Annotated in this window: 17 protein-coding genes; 1 reads left to right on the top strand and 16 read right to left on the bottom strand. The window is 68.7% G+C overall.

Translation table 11 applies throughout. The features are described from left to right. Nucleotides 1-16 precede the first annotated feature (16 nt). On the top strand, nt 17-1,387 hold the full coding sequence (locus tag BLR24_RS06345; protein WP_093014276.1) for a DUF1329 domain-containing protein: 1,371 nt from the start codon (nt 17-19) through the stop codon (nt 1,385-1,387). A 58-nt stretch (nt 1,388-1,445) separates the two neighbouring features. Here the strand turns inward: BLR24_RS06345 and BLR24_RS06340 are convergent, their stop codons facing one another. From BLR24_RS06340 to BLR24_RS06265, 16 genes are read right to left on the bottom strand one after another with little or no spacing between them, the layout of a single operon-like run. Continuing rightward, nucleotides 1,446-2,786: a PAS domain-containing sensor histidine kinase gene (locus BLR24_RS06340; RefSeq protein WP_093014273.1), complete on the bottom strand. Its 1,341-nt coding sequence runs from the start codon at nt 2,784-2,786 to the stop codon at nt 1,446-1,448. Next, the gene (locus BLR24_RS06335) at nt 2,786-4,243 is read right to left on the bottom strand and encodes a nickel-dependent hydrogenase large subunit (RefSeq protein WP_093014270.1); all 1,458 of its coding nucleotides are present in this window, start codon (nt 4,241-4,243) and stop codon (nt 2,786-2,788) included. The genes BLR24_RS06340 and BLR24_RS06335 overlap by 1 nt, the downstream gene beginning before the upstream one ends. Before the next feature lie 9 nt (nt 4,244-4,252). After that, nucleotides 4,253-5,257, bottom strand: coding sequence for an NADH-quinone oxidoreductase subunit B family protein (locus BLR24_RS06330; protein ID WP_093014781.1), 1,005 nt, complete (start codon nt 5,255-5,257; stop codon nt 4,253-4,255). Between the two features lie 16 nt (nt 5,258-5,273). Continuing rightward, nucleotides 5,274-6,722, bottom strand: a complete 1,449-nt coding sequence (locus tag BLR24_RS06325) for a sigma-54-dependent transcriptional regulator (RefSeq protein ID WP_093014267.1) — start codon at nt 6,720-6,722, stop codon at nt 5,274-5,276. Further along, nucleotides 6,719-8,479, bottom strand: a complete 1,761-nt coding sequence (locus BLR24_RS06320) for an enoyl-CoA hydratase-related protein (protein WP_093014264.1) — start codon at nt 8,477-8,479, stop codon at nt 6,719-6,721. Before BLR24_RS06320 ends, BLR24_RS06325 begins: the two co-directional genes overlap by 4 nt. A gap of 1 nt (nt 8,480) precedes the next feature. After that, nucleotides 8,481-8,960, bottom strand: coding sequence for a hypothetical protein (locus BLR24_RS06315; protein ID WP_093014261.1), 480 nt, complete (start codon nt 8,958-8,960; stop codon nt 8,481-8,483). Between the two features lie 25 nt (nt 8,961-8,985). Continuing rightward, nucleotides 8,986-10,029, bottom strand: a complete 1,044-nt coding sequence (gene hypE / locus BLR24_RS06310; RefSeq protein WP_175543194.1) for a hydrogenase expression/formation protein HypE — start codon at nt 10,027-10,029, stop codon at nt 8,986-8,988. Beyond that, on the bottom strand, nt 10,026-11,174 hold the full coding sequence (hypD, locus tag BLR24_RS06305; RefSeq protein WP_093014255.1) for a hydrogenase formation protein HypD: 1,149 nt from the start codon (nt 11,172-11,174) through the stop codon (nt 10,026-10,028). Before hypD ends, hypE begins: the two co-directional genes overlap by 4 nt. Continuing rightward, complete coding sequence (locus BLR24_RS06300; protein ID WP_093014252.1) at nt 11,171-11,416, bottom strand: HypC/HybG/HupF family hydrogenase formation chaperone; 246 nt, start codon at nt 11,414-11,416, stop codon at nt 11,171-11,173. Before BLR24_RS06300 ends, hypD begins: the two co-directional genes overlap by 4 nt. Further along, on the bottom strand, nt 11,407-12,555 hold the full coding sequence (locus BLR24_RS06295) for a Kae1-like domain-containing protein (protein WP_093014249.1): 1,149 nt from the start codon (nt 12,553-12,555) through the stop codon (nt 11,407-11,409). The genes BLR24_RS06300 and BLR24_RS06295 overlap by 10 nt, the downstream gene beginning before the upstream one ends. A gap of 5 nt (nt 12,556-12,560) precedes the next feature. Then, nucleotides 12,561-13,430: a hydrogenase nickel incorporation protein HypB gene (gene hypB, locus BLR24_RS06290; RefSeq protein ID WP_093014246.1), complete on the bottom strand. Its 870-nt coding sequence runs from the start codon at nt 13,428-13,430 to the stop codon at nt 12,561-12,563. A 12-nt stretch (nt 13,431-13,442) separates the two neighbouring features. Continuing rightward, nucleotides 13,443-13,790: a hydrogenase maturation nickel metallochaperone HypA gene (gene hypA, locus BLR24_RS06285; RefSeq protein ID WP_093014243.1), complete on the bottom strand. Its 348-nt coding sequence runs from the start codon at nt 13,788-13,790 to the stop codon at nt 13,443-13,445. Continuing rightward, nucleotides 13,783-14,916: a hypothetical protein gene (locus tag BLR24_RS06280; protein ID WP_093014240.1), complete on the bottom strand. Its 1,134-nt coding sequence runs from the start codon at nt 14,914-14,916 to the stop codon at nt 13,783-13,785. The genes hypA and BLR24_RS06280 overlap by 8 nt, the downstream gene beginning before the upstream one ends. Next, on the bottom strand, nt 14,913-15,452 hold the full coding sequence (hybE, locus tag BLR24_RS06275; protein ID WP_093014237.1) for a [NiFe]-hydrogenase assembly chaperone HybE: 540 nt from the start codon (nt 15,450-15,452) through the stop codon (nt 14,913-14,915). Before hybE ends, BLR24_RS06280 begins: the two co-directional genes overlap by 4 nt. Next, nucleotides 15,449-15,691 carry a rubredoxin gene (locus tag BLR24_RS06270; RefSeq protein WP_093014234.1) on the bottom strand — a complete coding sequence of 81 codons (243 nt, stop codon included), beginning with the start codon at nt 15,689-15,691 and terminating at the stop codon, nt 15,449-15,451. The genes hybE and BLR24_RS06270 overlap by 4 nt, the downstream gene beginning before the upstream one ends. Then, entirely contained in the window at nt 15,688-16,554 is an 867-nt protein-coding gene (locus BLR24_RS06265) for a hydrogenase expression/formation protein (protein WP_093014231.1), read from the bottom strand. The genes BLR24_RS06270 and BLR24_RS06265 overlap by 4 nt, the downstream gene beginning before the upstream one ends. Nucleotides 16,555-16,562: the final 8 nt, after the last annotated feature.

Genomic DNA, 16,562 nt, shown 5'->3' with positions numbered 1-16,562 from the left:
CCACAAGGACATTTCCATGACATTGACCACGATCAAACGGAGCGCTGCCATTCTCGCTGTGCTCTCCTTCGTCGGGGCTGCCCAAGCCGGTGTGAGCGCCGCCGAGGCTGCCAAGCTCAAGGGCGAGCTGACCCCCCTGGGAGCCGAGCGAGCCGGCAACCGTGACGGCTCCATCCCGGCATGGACTGGCGGCCTGACGGCAGCGACACAGGATTTCCGCAACGGCGGCCGCAGGACAGATCCTTTTGCATCCGAGAAAGCGACGCTGCAAGTCACGGCCAAGAATATGGATCAGTTTGCCGACAAGCTGACGGAGGGTACAAAGGTCATGCTTCGAAAGTATCCTGACAGTTTTCGGGTGGATGTGTACCCCACGCATCGCACTGCCGCGGCTCCGCAATGGATGTACGACAACACCTTCCAGAATGCGACACGAGCCACTGTTCAAGAAGCATCCGCCGGCCCGGTAACCAAGGGCGCGTATGGAGGCATCCCGTTTCCGATTCCGAAGACCGGGGCCGAAGTGATGTTGAACACCCAGGTCCGTTGGCGCGGTGCAGCGTGGAATCAGCAAAGCAGTGGCTACCAGGTGACTGCGGATGGCCGTCCGGTTCTGGTGCACACAGTGAATGTCGATAACGTTGCACCCTATTACTACCGGGAAGGTTCGGCAGAGAACTTCGATGGCGCTTACTGGATGGTGCGAGTTGCCACTTCGGGCCCGGCTCTGCGGGCTGGGGAAGCGATCCTTGGGCACCTTCTCGTCGATGAGAGCAAGACCGCGACCTGGGTCTACTTGACGGGACAGCGACGTGTCCGCAAGCTGCCCAACTCTTGTTGTGACACGCCACATCCCACGTCAGCAGGCATCGTGACATTCGATGAGATCGAGACCTTTGCGACCCGGTTGGATCGCTTCGATTGGAAGTTGGTGGGCAAGAAGGAGATGTATATCCCATACAACTCAAACCGGCTTCTCGTGCCAACGAAGGACACCGATGTGCTGGGCGCGCACCATCTTCAGCCTGAGCATGTCCGCTGGGAACTGCACCGCGTTTGGGTTGTGGAGGCCGAGCTGAAGCCAGGGCAGCGTCACACTTCCACGAAGAGCCGCTACTACATCGATGAGGACAGCTGGTGGCCGGTTCTCGCCGATCGCTGGGACGCAAATGGACAACTCTGGCGCATGCCTTTTTCCATTCCCGTTGCGATGCCCGATATTCCCGCGGTCGTAGGCACCGCCTGGGGCACCTACGATCTGCTGTCGGGAACGTATTTCATCGCCGAATTGATGAACTCCTCCAAGGAGCAATACCGCATGTTGCCCCAACCCTTGCCTGAGAAGCATTTCTCTCCTGACGCCTTGGCAGGGGACAGCGTGCGTTAGGTTCTAGTCCCAGGTCGCATCAGAAGGGGCTTCACTGACCCGGCAAGCCTCAGCGCCCTCACTTCACCGCAGGCAGTTCGACCGTGAACTCCGCGCCGCCTCCCGGGTGATTGCGAACGCTCAACGTTCCGCCGTGCTGATCGATGATCCCGTAGCTGATCGAAAGGCCAAGCCCGGTGCCTTTGCCGACTGGCTTGGTGGTGAAGAACGGATCGAAGATCCGGGACAGCAATTCCGGCGCAATGCCCGGTCCGTTGTCGCGCACGGAAAGTAGGTTGCTCGTGGAGCCGGCCCGGGCCTGGATCCACAGATGCGGCGCGCGCGGAGGCTGGGCCGTGCTGGCCGCATCCACGGCGTTCTGGATCAGGTTCATCACGACCTGCTGCAATTGTCCGAGGCTGCCTGCGACCACGCAGGGCGAGGTCGGCTGCCAATCGACCTTCAGCGGCTGCGCGGAGCCCTTGGACACCCAGAGAATGGCACGTTCGGCGACGTCGTTGAGATCCACTCGTTCCCGCTCTTCCGGATCCATCGCCGAGAACCGCTTCAAGCCGTTCACGATAGCTGCGGTGCGCTGCGCACCCTCCAGCGTGCCTTCGATCAGGGAGGGCAGGTCGTCCAGCAGATGCTCGATGCGCAGCCGGGTGCGCAGCTCAAGCAAGGTCTGCGGGTCCTTGCCTTCGTGAACGGCCGCCATGTAGGTGCGCAGCTTGTCGCTGTAGCGACTCAGCGCATGCACGTTGCCGAGCACGAAGCTGATCGGGTTGTTGAGTTCGTGCGCGACGCCCGCCACCAGCCGGCCCAGCGACGCCATCTTTTCCGAATGCAGGAGCTGCTGCTGGGTCTGCTTGAGCGCGTCGTGCGCAGAGCGCAGCTCCTGGTAGGCGCGGCGCAGCTCGGCCGTCGGGCGGGCGACGAACACCGTGCCGACACGGCGGCCCGAAGGCGTGGCGCGCGGCGTGCAGTTGGCGTCGACCGGCACGCTGCTTCCATCGGCGGCCAGGAGGTTCAACTCGATCGTCTCGCCGCGCCGGGTGGGGCTGGCATTCATCAGCACCGCATGCGCCCGCGCGATGCTGCCGGCGTCCGCCAGCAGGGCGAGGAGGGAGGTACCGCGCAGGTCGGCATCGCTGCGGCCGACCAGTTCGCACAAGGCCGCGTTCGTCTCCTCGATCTCGCCCTTTTCGGTGCAGACCAGCAGCACGTCCGACATGGCGGACAGCACGCTGAAGATGAACTGCTGCGATTGCTCGAGTTCCTCGTTCTTCTTCTCGAGTTCGGTCTCGTCGTGCACCAGCTGCGAGTAGACCTCGTCCATCTTCTGGATCACGTCCAGCCAGGTGGCGTCGTCCACGCCGTGCGGCGCCGCCTTGGGGCGTTCGGTGCGGCGCGGCGGCATCAGTGGACGGTGCAGACCATGCACGGATCGAAGGAACGCACGATGTGCTGCACCGAGACGGGCGTCGTCTCGCCCTCGCGCACCGGCGCGCCTTCGAGTGCACTCTCCAGTGCACCTGGCGTGCCGGCAGCGTCTCGTGGCGAGAAGTTCCAGGTGGTCGGCGCAACGATCTGGTAATTCTCGATATGGCCGCGCCGCACCGAGATCCAGTGCCCGAGGCTGCCGCGTGCCGCTTCGCTCAAGCCGACGCCAGTGCCCTCGTCGGGCACCGCGCCGCTGGCGCAGTACGGCTCGCCGGGCTCCAGTGCGAGCATCCACTGCTCCATCAGCGGCACCACCCGCGCAAGCTCCAGCAGGCGTGCCAGCACGCGCGTGAAGACGGTGCCGCCATGGCGTCCCACCATGTCGCGCACGAGGGGATGGCCGGCGGCGAGCTGCCGCGCGATCGCGCCGGTTTCGACCACCTCGCCGGCGAGCCGGGGTGCCTTGTTCCAGGTGTAGGCGCCCGGCTTGTCGCCGGCGGGCACCGTCAGGCCTTCGCGGGGGTGACGCGGACCGCCGTCGTCGGCAAGCCATGCATGCGTTGCGTCCTCGCGGATGCCGCTCTCGTCGAGGGGGCCGAGGCCGCTGCCGTCGGCGCGCCAGACGCCGCGCGGGAACACGAACGCGGCGTCGGGTTGGGGGTAGGCGCCGTAGCTCAGGTAGCGGCCCGGCCCGCTGCCCAGACCCATCAGGCCGGTGTCTCGCGCAATGGCCAGGAACATCCTTAAATCGCCTCGCAGCGGCGCCCGGGCATCCCAGTCCCACAGCTCGTCGGAGCTCGCGAGCGAGAGCACCTGCTCCAGTGGCGCGGCAAACAGCTGTTGCTCCAGAAAGCGCCGGAACTCGCGCATGCGTGCCAGCAGCCGCGTGCGCTCGGCGCCATCGACGGCCCGCGTGGAACCGCCGGGCTCGATGCTCTGCGTGTGCGGCCACTTGCCGGCCAGGAGGCCGAGCATCGTGAACCAGCGCTGCCGCGCCGCGATGGCCTGGCGCGCCTGCTCGCCGGTGGTGGGGTCGAAGCGGCGCAGGGCTTCGGCGTGCCATGGCTGTCCGGCGTACACGGCCCGCGTGAAGTCGGGCATGAAGAATAGGTAGAAATGCGTCAGGTGGTCGGCCATGTTCTCGGTGGCCAGAATCACGTTGGTCACATGCTGCCCGTTGGGCGGCATGCACAGGCCGCCCATGTCGGCGAGCGCGCGGGCCGAGGCGACCGACTGCGACACCGAGCAGATGCCGCAGATGCGCGGCACGTAGACCAGCGCATCGTGCGGCCGCTTGCCCTGCAGGATCTGCTCGAAGCCGCGGTACATCGGCGAGTTCACGCGGGCGGACGACACGCGTCCATCCTCGATGTCGAGCGTGACCTCCAGGTCTCCCTCGACGCGGTTGAAAGGACCGACCAGCAGGCGTGTCATGGCGGCAGGCTAGCGCAGGCGGGTCTTGCGCACCGCAGGCGCCACCTGGAGGTGGTCCGCCGTGGCGTTGGCTTTCACGCGCTTGGGCGTGGCCGACTTCGACAGCGACGCCAGCGCGACGAACCAGGCCTTGGGCATGTCGGTCGGCAGGCCGATCGGAATGCCGGCGATCTTGGGCGTCTCGTGGAACGGGTGCCCGGGCTCCTGGAAGCCCGGCTCGGTGCAGGCGATGCAGGCGTAGCCGCCGCGCGTGCAGGAGCCTTCTCCGTTCCACAGCCGCGTGTTGCAGTCGGCATGCACCTGCGTGCCCTTGCAGCCCATGTGCTCCATCATGCAGCCCAGGTCCGAGGGCTTTTCGGCGCTGGCCTTGAACTCGTAGTACTCGTTGCGGGTGCAGCCGTGGTGCACCAGCTGGTCGGCATAGAACCGCGGCCGGTTCAGCGGGTCGAGGTCGGCGGCGGAGAACTGGCCGGCGGCCAATGCCATGAGACTGTCGATCACCCATCCGGGATGGGTCGGGCAGCCCGCCACGTTGATGACCGGCAGGCCGCTGCCGCAGCGGAATTCCGCGCCGAGCAGGCCGCCAGGGCGGTCGTCGTCGTACTGGAGGCCGCAGGCATCGGTCGGGTTGCTCCCTCCAGCGGTGATGCCGCCCCATGCCGCGCAGCTGCCGATGGCCACCACCTGCCGCGCCGTCGCCGCCAGCCGGCGGACCCAGTCGATCATCGGGATGCCGGTGCCCGCCAGGACATGGAAGCGGCCGGTGTTGTTCGGCCCGCGCAGCAGCGAGCCTTCGATGCACAGCGCATCGACGCGCAGGCGGCCATCGGCGGCGCGCTCGAGCAGTTCGATGAGTTCGCTGCCGCTTTCGAGCGACAGCGACGGGTGCCACAGCAGGTTGATGCCGGCATCGCGCAGCTGGCCGTGGAAGTCCGCCGTGTCGGCGCAAAGAAGCGACATGCTGCAGCCGCCGCAGCCGCCCGACTGCAGCCACAGGACGTTGAAGTTCGGCATCGTGTTGTCCATCGAATCAGCCTTCCAGCCCGAACCGGGCCATCTTGCCGCGCAGGCCGACCCGGGACAGTCCCAGTTCCTTGGCCACGCGGGTCTTGTTCCAGCGGTTGCGCAGCAGCGTCTCGCGCAGCAGCATGGCCTCGATCGCATCGAGCCGCTCGGCCAGCGTGCCGCTGGCCGGCAGGGACGGCGATTGCGCGGTGGCGGTGCGCCCCGCCTGGCCCTGCAGGACGCGCGTCGAGAAGGCGGTGCCGTCGATCAGGTCGTCGGCGCTCAGCGCCACCGCGCGCGAGATCTCGTTGCGCAGCTCGCGTATGTTGCCGGGCCAGGGGTAGGTCATGAGGCAGGCCATCGCCTCGTCCGAGAGCGCCGCGCCGGGCCGCCCCAGCGCCACGCCCACCTCGCTCACCAGCCGCCGCGCGATCGGCCCGATGTCTCCGCCGCGCTCGCGCAGCGGCGGCACCGTGAGCGTTACGCAGGCGACGCGGTAGAACAAATCTTCGCGGAAATGTCCCTCGTGCACCCGTTGTTCGAGGTTGCGATGCGTTGCCGCGATGACCCGCACGTCGACCGGCACGGTGCGCGGCGAACCCACGGGCCGCACCTCGCCCTCCTGGAGCACGCGCAGCAGGCGCAGCTGGAATGCGGCCGAGGTCTCGCCGATCTCGTCGAGGAAGACGGTGCCGCCGTTGGCGCGCTGGAACAGTCCGACGTGGTCTTCGAACGCACCGGTGAATGCACCGCGCTTGTGGCCGAAAAGCTCCGACTCGAGCAGCGTGTCCGGAATGGCGGCGCAGTTCTCGACCACGAAAGGACCACCGGCGCGCGGGCTGGCGTAATGCACCGCGCGTGCCAGAAGCTCCTTGCCGGAGCCCGACTCTCCCAGCACCAGCAGGCTGAGATCGTAGCGCGCGACGCGTGCCGCCAGCTCGCACACCGCGTCGAGCGGGCTGCCGTCCGCGCGCTCGATGCGATCGAAGTCGAAGGCGCTGCGCGCCCGCTCCAGCTTGGTGGCGGCGCGGCGCCGCAGCACCGGCGTGCTGGTGCGCAGCTCGAGGTCGAGCCGGTTCATGTCGCGCTGGAGCATCTGGGCTTCGGCCGCATCGCGCACCGTGCTCAGTAAGTGGTCGGGAATCCACGGCTTGAGCAGGTACTGGTAGATGCCGGCGTCGTTGATGCCCGCGATGATGTCCTCGGAGTCGGTATAGCCCGAGATCACGATGCGCACCGTGTCGGGCCAGCGCTCGCGCACCTCCTTCAGGAAGGTGACGCCGGTCTCGCCGGGCATGCGCTGGTCGCACAAGATCACGCTGACCGGCTGGCGCTCGAGCTGACGGCGGGCCTCGTCCGCATCGCTGGCTGTCAGCACGGTGAACTCCTCGTCGAGCGTGCGGCGGATCGCGTCCTGCGATCGCACCTCGTCGTCGACGACGAGGACGGTCGGCACCGGCGTGGCCGGCATCATCGGGCGCTCGCGGCGTTCATGCCGTCACGGTGCAGGGCCAGGTGCCTAGGCGTCCACGCCATCGGCAGCCTGTGGACGAAGTGATACCGCGCGATATGAAAGCTCGGGTCGAATCCGTAGAAGTTGCGATGCATGCGTGAAAGCTCATGAAGGCGGTAGTCGGCGAGAGGGCGCGCGCTCTCGTCGGCGCTGCGCCGCCGCGCCTTTGCGGCAATTCTTTGCTCGACATTGTGCGCCGCGGCCAGCGCCGTCGCATGGGTGATTGCCAGTGTCTCGAACTCCGTTGCCGCCACGTCCATGCACCGGTCGATGAGCCCGATCGAAAGGGCTTGCGGCGCGCCCAGCGGAAGGCGGCCCTTCATCAGCGCGGCTGCACCCTCTTCGCCGAGGCGGCGCGGCAGGAGGTAGGTCCAGTACTCCGAGCCGTAGAGGTTGCCCATGTTCTTGTAGTGAGGGTTCAGCACCACGCCGCGGTGCGCCCAGACTTCGTCGGCGGCAAGCGCGAGAAAGGCCCCGCCGGCGCCGGCATTGCCGCGTAGCAGCGCAATCGTCAGCCGATCGGTGGTGCGGATGACCGCCTCGGCCAGGTCGTCCATCGCCTCGATGTTGCGCATCGACTCGTCGGCGGCGCTGTCGTCCTCGCGGTACGAGGCCGCCTCGATGCAGTTCAGGTGAATGCCGTTGCTGAAGAAGTCGGCGCCGCCGGCGAGCAGCAGCACGCGCGTGTCGCGCTTCGCAGCCTCGCGCCACGCGGCCAGAAGGCGACGGCATTGCGCGGTCGACATCGCGCCGTTGTAGAACTCGAACGACAGGCAGCCGACGCGGGCGCCCGGGGCGCCGAACTCCTGGTAGCGGATCTCCCCCCATTCGTCGCTCGCGCGCTCCAGAGGAACGTTCAAAGCGGGCAGCGCCTCGAAGGCTGCGCCGAAGGCAAGATCGCAGGGCAGCTTGAAAGCCTTGCCGCCACAGGCGCTTGCAAGGCTGGCCTGGCCGATCCACACCGCGCCGTCGGTCGTGCGGCGCAGCACGGCCCCGTCGCGCCGGCCGATCAACGCGCCGGGCGTCGAGATGCCGAGTGCGTTCGAGCCGGCTGCGTGCGCATCGAACACACGGCATGGCTGACCGAAGAGCTCGTCTTGCACGCCGGGGTGGCCGTCGGCGCTGCGGATCTTCGCGAGCACGGTGGCCGTTTTGTCCTTCGACCAGTCGATACAGCGCTCGGCTTGGGGCAGCGGGCCGCGCCAGGTGGAAGCCGTGGGCCGGGCCGGGCTCTCGCCGCCGGGGCCCCCGGTCGCGCACATCGCCACGGCGCGCAGCACCGCATCAACGGCCGCCTCGGTCACTTCGCGCCGGTACAGGCTGCCTTTGGCGGCCGCCCGCATCGCGAAGCCTGCGTGCGCCCACACCGGGCCCGCGTCGAAAGCCTCGTTCGCCTGCAGCACGGTCACGCCCCAGGCGGGCTGGCTTTCGCACACCGCCCAATCGAGCGCCGCGGGCCCCCGGTCGCCGACCGGCCCGGGGTGCACGATCAAGCACGGCTGGCGCTGCCACACCGAGGGCTGGATCAGCCGTTTCAGGAACGGCGCGATCACCAGTGCGGGGCGGAACAGCTCGATCGCCTCTTCGGTGACGCGGTCGGCAATGTCGAGCTCGACCGAGACCTCGTGGCCCAGCGCGCGCAACGCGCAGAACAGACGCTGGCTCAGGCTGTTGAAGCTGTGGCACAACAGCAGGATGCGCAGCGGGGCGGGCGTCATCTCAGCCACGCAGTCCGGCCAGCACCTGCGCGGCGCCGGCCTTGCCCAGGTACAGCGCCAGCCGTGCCTCGATCGTGCCGAGCGCGGCGTTGTAGGCGGCGACTTGAGTGGCTGCCATGAGGGCTTCGGCGACGATCGGGGCATCGGGGCCGAAGTGCGGCCCCAGCCGGGCGATCGCCTCGCGCTTCAACGGTTCGAGCCGATCGGACTCGTCGATCGGCGGGAAGGACGGCGCCTGCATGGGCCGAGGAGCCGGGGCTTGAATCGCCGGCCGCAGGAGTTCGACCAGGCCGCGCTGGTGCAGTTCGCGGATCAGGACGTCGGCGTCCGGCCCGAGCTTCGCGCGCAACGCCTGCACGCTGTCCTGGCCGTTGACGAGGATCAGCGCCGTTCGCGCCGGACCGCCCGACGAACGTTCGGCCAGCGCCGCACGGCCAGCCTCTGTCTTGGCGAAGATGCGCTTGGAGGCTTGGTCGTCCATCGTCGGTAAGCGCCAAGTCAGCCTTTCAGCAGATGCGCGGCAACTGCTCGCCGCTCAGCCAATCGACCACGCGCCGGCCGCCGAAGCTGGTTTCCATCTGCACGAAGCGGTGAGGATCCTCGGTGACGCTGCCGATGCGCACGGCGTTCGCGCCGAGCGGATGCGCGCGCATGGCCGCCAGCACGGCGTCCGCGGCATCGGGCGCGCAGATCGCGACCAGCTTGCCTTCGTTGGCGACATAGAGCGGATCGAGCCCGAGCAGCTCGCAAGCCGCCTCGACCTGCGGCAGCACCGGGATCGCCGCCTCGTCGAGCAGCATGCCCACGCCGGACTGGCGCGCGATCTCGTTCAGCGTGGTCGCGAGGCCGCCGCGCGTCGGGTCGCGCAGCACGCGCACGCCGTCCGAAGCCGCGAGCATTGCCGCCACCAGGCCATGCAGCGCGGCACTGTCGGACACGACCGTGGTTTCGAAATCCAGCGACTCGCGCTTCGACAGCACCGCCACGCCATGCTCGCCGATCGAGCCCGAGAGCAGCACCGCATCGCCCGGGCGCGCGTTCGCGCCCGAAATGTGGACGCCGGTGGCGACGACGCCGACGCCGGTGGTGCTGATGAACACGCCGTCGCCCTTGCCCTTCTCGACGACCTTGGTGTCGCCGGTGACCACCGGCACACCGGCCGCGCGCGAGGCCGCGGCCATCGAATCGACGATGCGCTTCAGGTCGGCGAGCGGAAAGCCTTCTTCGAGAATGAAGCTTGCGGCGAGGTAGAGCGGCGTGGCGCCGCACATCGCGACGTCATTGATCGTGCCATGCACCGAGAGCGAGCCGACGTCGCCTCCGGAAAAGAACAAGGGCGAGACGACGTGGCCGTCGGTGGCCATCACGAGCCTGGCACCCACGGGCATCGCCAGCGCCGCGCCGTCGTCGCCCTGGCGAAGGTACTCGTTGTCGAACGCGGCAAGAAACAGCTCCTCGATCAGCTGCGCCGCGGCCCGCCCGCCGGCCCCGTGGCCCATGTCGACGCGTCCGTTGCGGATGTCGAGCGGGCGGATGTAGTCCTTCTTCATGCGGCCACCTCGACCCTGACCGCGATGTCCTTGAAGCGCCCGTAAGAGTAGTGCGCGGCGCATGCGCCCTCCGACGACACCATGCAGGAGCCGACCGGATTCTCCGGCGTGCAGACCGTACCGAAGATCTTGCAATCGGTCGGCTTCTTGACGCCGCGCAGGATCGCGCCGCACTCGCAGGCCTTGTTGTCCGGCACCGCCTGATAGCCCAGGCCGAAGCGGCGCTCGGCGTCGAATTCCGCGAACGCCGAGCGGATCTTCAGCGCGCTGTACGGCACTTCGCCCAGGCCGCGCCACTCGAAGCTGCTGCGCAGCTCGAACACCTGCGAGACCAGTGCCTGCGCGTGCAGGTTGCCGTCGCGATTCACCGCACGGGTGAATTCGTTCTCGACCTCGGCACGGCCTTCGTTGACCTGCCGCACGAGCATGAGCACCGCCTGCATCACGTCGAGCGGCTCGAAGCCGGCAATCACGACCGGCTTGCGATATTCCTCGGCGAAATGCTCGTAAGGCGCCGAACCGATCACGATGCTGACGTGTGCCGGCCCGACAAAGCCGTCGATCGGCACGGTGCCGAATTGGCGGACCTCGGGCGATTCGAGAATGTGCGTGATCGCCGAAGGCGTCAGCACATGGCAGCACAGCACGCTGAAGTTCTTCAGTCCTTCTTGCTGCGCGGTGCGTATCGTCAGCGCGGTCGGCGGCGTGGTGGTCTCGAAGCCGATGGCGAAGAACACCACTTCGCGGCCGGGCTCGCGGCGCGCGATCTCGAGCGCGTCGGCGCCGGAATACACCATGCGGATGTCGCCTCCGCGGGCCTTCGCGCGCACCAGCGAGAGGCCGCCGGAGGCCGGAACACGCATCGTGTCGCCGTAGGTGCAGACGATGGCGCCACGCTCGAGCGCGAGCCTGATCGCCAGGTCGATGCGCCCGATCGGCAGCACGCACACCGGGCATCCCGGACCATGGATCATGCGCACGTTGTGCGGCAGCAGCTCGCCGATGCCGTAGCGCGAGATCGCGTGCGTGTGGCCGCCGCAGAACTCCATGAAGCTGTACTGCCGGCCGGGCTGCGCCTCTGCGTGCAGACGGGCCTGGATCTTCTTCGCGATGGCGCCATCGCGGAATTCGTCGATGTATTTCATGGCAGGGCCGCCTCATTGGTTGCGGCGAGCTGGGCCAGGCTGCCGAACATGGCCAGCGTGCGCTGGGCCTCCTCGGGATCGATCCGGCCGATGGCGTGGCCGACGTGCACAATCACGTAGTCGCCGACCACCGCGTCGGGCACCAGTGCGACCGAGATTTCCTTGCGGATGCCGCCGAGTTCGACCAGCCCCAGCGCGCCTGGACGCAGTTCGATCAATTGGGTGGGAATGGCTAGGCACATGGCATGGCTTCTCGTGAGGTGGGGGAGGGTGCGTTGCACAGGCCATGGGCGGCGACCCAGGCCTGGCCCAGCGCCAGGGCCGCGTCGCCGCAACCGATGGCTTCGGCCGACACTGCGCGAAGGCCGTGTGCCTGGAGCGCCTGCGTCACGCGGCTGCGCAAGATCGCATTGAAGAAGCAGCCGCCGCCCAGGCAGACGGTGCGGCATCCGGTCTGGCGCGCCGCGGCGGCGGCCCAGCCGGCCAGGCCCTGCGCCAGCAGGATGTGGAACCAGGCGGCCGCTTCGTCGGCATTGCGCTGCGGCTCGGGCCAGGCGAACAATTGCGCCAGCAGCGGCCGAAGATCGAGATGCCGCAGGTCGTGGGTCTCGGGCCAGATGGCGGTTTCCATGATGTCGTGCCGGGCGAGCCAGCGTGCGGCCGCCGCTTCAAGGGCCATCGCGGCCTCGGCTTCGTGCGCCTGCCGAATGCTCAAGCCCAGGGCACCGGCGGCCGCATCGAACCAGCGTCCCGCGCTGCTTGTGGTCGGGCAATTCAATCCGGTCGCGAGCATGCGCTGCACGCCGGCGGCCAGGCCAGGCCCGACGCTCGGCGCAAAGCGCGCGGCAATCCGGTCACCGGCACCGAGCGCGTGCAGGGCGGACGCCGCCATGCGCCAAGGCTCGCGTGCCGCGGCATCGCCGCCGGGTAGCCCCAGCGGCCACAGGCTTCCCAGGCGCTCCCAGCCGTGGCCGCTGACGCGTAGCAGTTCGCCGCCCCAGGCGGTGCCGTCGGTGCCGAGTCCGACGCCGTCGAGCGCAAGGCCGATGACGGGTTCGTCCAGGCCGTGTTCGGCCATCACCGCCGCGATGTGCGCATGGTGGTGTTGCACCGCAATGGCCGGCACGCCCCATTCGTCCGCCAGGGCGACGGCGATGCGCGTGCTGTAGAAGTCGGGATGCAGGTCATGCGCCACGGCCACCACCGGCGCCCGCGCCTCGCCTGCGAGTGTCCGAAGCGAGGCCTCGAGTTGGCGGCAGGCCGCGGGATCCTGCAGGTCGCCATGCAATGAAGACCAGCGCACCTGCCCATGATCGAGCAGACATGCGGTGTTCTTGAGCCAGGCCCCGGTGGCCAGCACGGCGGGAAGCGGCTGGTTCATCGGCTTCAGTGCTCGAGGTGGCGGGTGTCACTACCCGCATCGGCGAGCCAATCGAGCCAGGCACCCATGCCTTCACCGCTGGTCGCCGACAACTGGATGACCTCGATGGCCGGGTTCACGTGGCGCGCGCCTTCGATGCAGCGGGCGACATCGAAGCGCAGGTGCGGCAGCAGGTCGGTCTTTGTGAGCACCATCAGCTGGGCGGCCGCGAACATGTCCGGGTATTTGAGCGGCTTGTCCTCGCCCTCGGTGACCGACAGCAGCACCACTTTGGCGGCCTCGCCGAGGTCCCAGAGGGCCGGACAGACCAGATTGCCGACGTTCTCGATGAACAGCAGGCTGCGCTCGTCCACATGTGAAGAACCATGTGCATGGTGGTGCAGCTGCGCGAAGGCCTGTTCGATCATCGGGGCGTCCAGATGGCAGCCCTTGCCGGTGTTCACCTGGATGGCCGGGACGCCGGTCGCGCGGATGCGCTCGGCGTCGAAGTTCGTCTGCTGGTCGCCTTCGATGACCGAAATGGCCATGGCAGGATGGCGCGCCCGCAGCGCGTCGATGGTGGCGCACAGCAGGGTGGTCTTGCCCGATCCGGGGCTGGACAGCAGGTTGAGCGCATTCACGCGGTGCGCGGCGAAGTGGCTGCGGTTGCGCGCGGCAATGCGGTTGTTCTCGCCCAGGATGTCGGCTTCCAGCCGAATCGTGCGCTCCTGGCTCAGGCCCGGCACCGACACGCGCGCGGCGCCGGCACCGAAGTGCAGGTCGCCCCGGGGCGCATGAACGTGCCCATGAACGTGCCCATGAACGTGCCCATGATCATGGCCGTGATCGTGATCGTGATCGTGATCGATCTCGGCGCATCCGCAAACGACACACATGGTGGAGTCTCCTTATGAATCTTCGACTTGCAATTCGAGCACGCGCAGCTCGGTGCCGCCCGTGGCCTGAAGCTGATGGCTGCGGCAGCGGGGACAGGCGTCGCCGCGCCGCATGATCTCGACGGTGGCGCCGCAGGGCATGCACCATGCGGTTCCGGGGGGTTCGAGGATGTCGATCGAGGCGCCCTCCAGGCAGGTACGAGGTGCGATTGCTTCCAGCGCGAAGCGCAGGGCGCGCGTCTCCACGCCAGAGAGCTGGCCGGCCTCCAGCCGCAGTGCGGTCACGCGACGGAATCCCTCGCGGCGTGCCGCGTCTTCGACGAGCTTCAGGATTCCGCCGGCCAGGCTGGCTTCATGCATGGGGCAACTCCGCGTTGACTGTGCGCGACTCGACCGCGAAGCGCACGCACGGATCGTACGCGGCCATCAGGATGCGCAGCAATGCCCCGGCTTCGCGGCCCTCCGCCGGCACGCGCTCGAGTGCATGTGCCACGACACCGAGGCGGTGAAAGTTCCAGTCGGTCGGGGCCACGACGTCGTAGCCGGCCACGCGCCGATCAGCGGGCCGCCCGTCGATGCGCGCGCGATGGATCAGCAGGCCGCGTGCCGTTTCGACCCATGCCAGCCCTTCACCGATGCCGGTCTGCAGTGCGCCCGCGGCGAGCCACCCGGCGCCGCCGCGCCCAGATGCATCCGGCAGTGAAAGGCGCACCAGGTCGGCAATGCGGGCGCCGAACCGCTCCCATGCGCTCGCGGGCAACTCGGCGCGCGACTCGTGCAGGCGGGTCCAGGTTCCGGTCTCGGCGCATTGGCCGCGCCAGGTGGGCGCAGTGGCTTCGAAGGCGGTGCCCAGGCCGGCTGCGAACGCGCACAGGTCGGACGGGCTGCCGTGCACCCGCAGCGGCGGCGCTGGCTGCAGGACGCGGTTCGCGAGGGGCGCGCAGGCGTGCAGCAGCGCAGGGAGCCAGCCGCGCTCGCGCTCGCACCATTGCGCGAGCCATTCCGCAGGCTCGCGTTCCCACAGCGCCAGCCAGGCGAGCGGCGAGGTGCCCAGCAGATCCGCAAGCCAGGCGGTGCCGTCGCCTTCCGGGCGCGGCGCTTCGGCCAGCCAGGGACAGCCCCGCAAGGACCTGTGGCTGCTGTCGGCCCAGGCCGGCAGCGCCCCCGGTACGTACAGCTCGACCGGCCAGTCCAGGCCGATGCGCAAGGCGTGATCGCGCGCCGTCTCCCGGCGCAGCGCGCGCCGCTGCGCAGTCGATGCGGATGTGTCCTGCCCTTGCGCCGCGGCCAGCGCCAGCGTGGCGCACAGGAGATGCGCATGGCCGCACAGGGTGAACAAGCTGGCCAGAAGGTGCGGCGCCTCGGCCGGGGACCGGCCCGCGAGCAGCACGCCGGCGAGCGCACGGCGGTCGCTGGCCAGGTTGTGCGGGCGCTGCAGGCCCGGCCGCACCTGCAGCGTGCCGGCAAGGGACTGGATTGTGGTCACGGGGTTTGCCTCTGCATGCCACCGCGGCCGAGCAGGAAGCTGCGCCGCGCCGGCGCCCCGGGCTCCGCCCGGGCAACGACGCGCTGGTGCAGCTGCGCCAGCAGCGCCGAGGCGGTGGCGATCGCATCGGCCTGCGCTGCGAACTCGAACACGGGCGAGAACAGCGAGCAGGCCTCGAACGTTCCGAAGGCGTCTTCGTGCGCGCCGGTGAAGGCGAACTGCTCCTGTCCGACCTTGCGCAGCCGGCTCGTCCCTACCTGTGCCGGCGTGTCGCGGCGCACGAGCGGGAACCGCACGAGGTTCATGAACCAGGGCGTCACCAGCACGCCGGCCGCATGGCCGGATTCCGCAGTGTCCTGCAACTCATCGCTTCCGCGCGATGGTTCGAGGGCGAAGTCGACAGCCTCCACGCGCAGTGCGCTGTTCATGAAGGGCAGGCCGGCCATGCGGGAGCGCGCGATGCCGTCGAACAATGCTTCGAGCGCGCGCGTGCGCAGCGTCAGCTCTGCGTGTCCGGCGCCGTGGGTGAGGGTCATGGGCCGCCCACGTTGTCGAGCACCATGAACTGGTCGGCGTCGCCATCGCATTGAGGGCAGCGCCAGTGGGCCGGCAGGGCGGTGAAAGCCGTGCCGGGGGCGATCTGCCAGGTCTCGTCGCCCTCTGCCGGGTCGTACACCCACCAGCAGATCTTGCATTCGAGCCGCGCAGACGCGCCCAGCTTCGCGCGGTCGCCAAGATAGCTGCCCTCGAAGCGCGCGGGGCCGGCGGTGGTCACGTGCTCTCGATCCACTGGAGCACCTCGGCCAGTCGCTCGTGGGAGTCCTCCAGGTCTTCGCGCGCGGCCTGCGCGACTTCCGGCAGGTCGCCCACCTCGACCGTGTTCAGGATCACCACGTCCTGCGAGTTGTAGTAGACGACCCGCCAGCAGTTCGGCATGCGGGTGTTCGAGATGCGGCAGTTGCCATAGCCGCGCGACAGGATGAGCACGCGGCCGGTGCCCAGGTGATGGTCGAGAAAGCCGATGTCCTCCACCGACATCGGCAGCAGCGTGAGGTTGATGACCTGCGCGGGGCAGCCCGGCGCCCAGGCGCGCCAATGGTCCTCGATCTCGGCCAGCAGGGCGGGCGCGTTCTGCACGTTGGGCGGCAGCGGGCCGGACCACCTCGGCACCTCTGGCGCGACGTCCTCGCGCGCGACGGCTTTCAGGGCATCGGGGATGGCGCCGAGCTCGATGCTGTCGCTCGCGACGACGCCGTCGAGCGATCCGATGACGCGCCAGACGCCCGCGAAGACGGACTCCTGCACACGCAGCTCGCGAGGCGGCGTGCCCTCGTGTCGCACCAAGGCGCTGACTTCGCCCTCGCCGAGGACCTGGTTGACGAGGGCGAGGTCGCCCGGCTCGAGGCCGTCCAGCGCGGTGCGGCGGTTGCCGCCTTCGCGGCAGACGGCTTCAAGTTGCGAAAGCGCGTCCCGCAGCGCTGCACGCGCCAAATGGTGGGCCGCGAGTTCCTCAGGCTCCGGCAGCGCGGGCGCGCGGAAGGTTTCCATGCCCTGCGGCATGGCCATGTAGGCAAGCTCTTCTTCCTCGGGCTGCGAGCCGGGGCCGATGGTGAGCACGGGAATCGGGAAGTCTTTCATCGTGCGTT

Origin of the sequence: Variovorax sp. OV700 (genome assembly GCF_900099805.1) — a bacterium.
In the GTDB taxonomy this organism is placed as follows: Bacteria; Pseudomonadota; Gammaproteobacteria; order Burkholderiales; family Burkholderiaceae_C; genus Variovorax.
The sequence above is the reverse complement of the archived record's forward strand: the minus strand, read 5'-3'. Positions and strand labels throughout refer to the sequence as shown.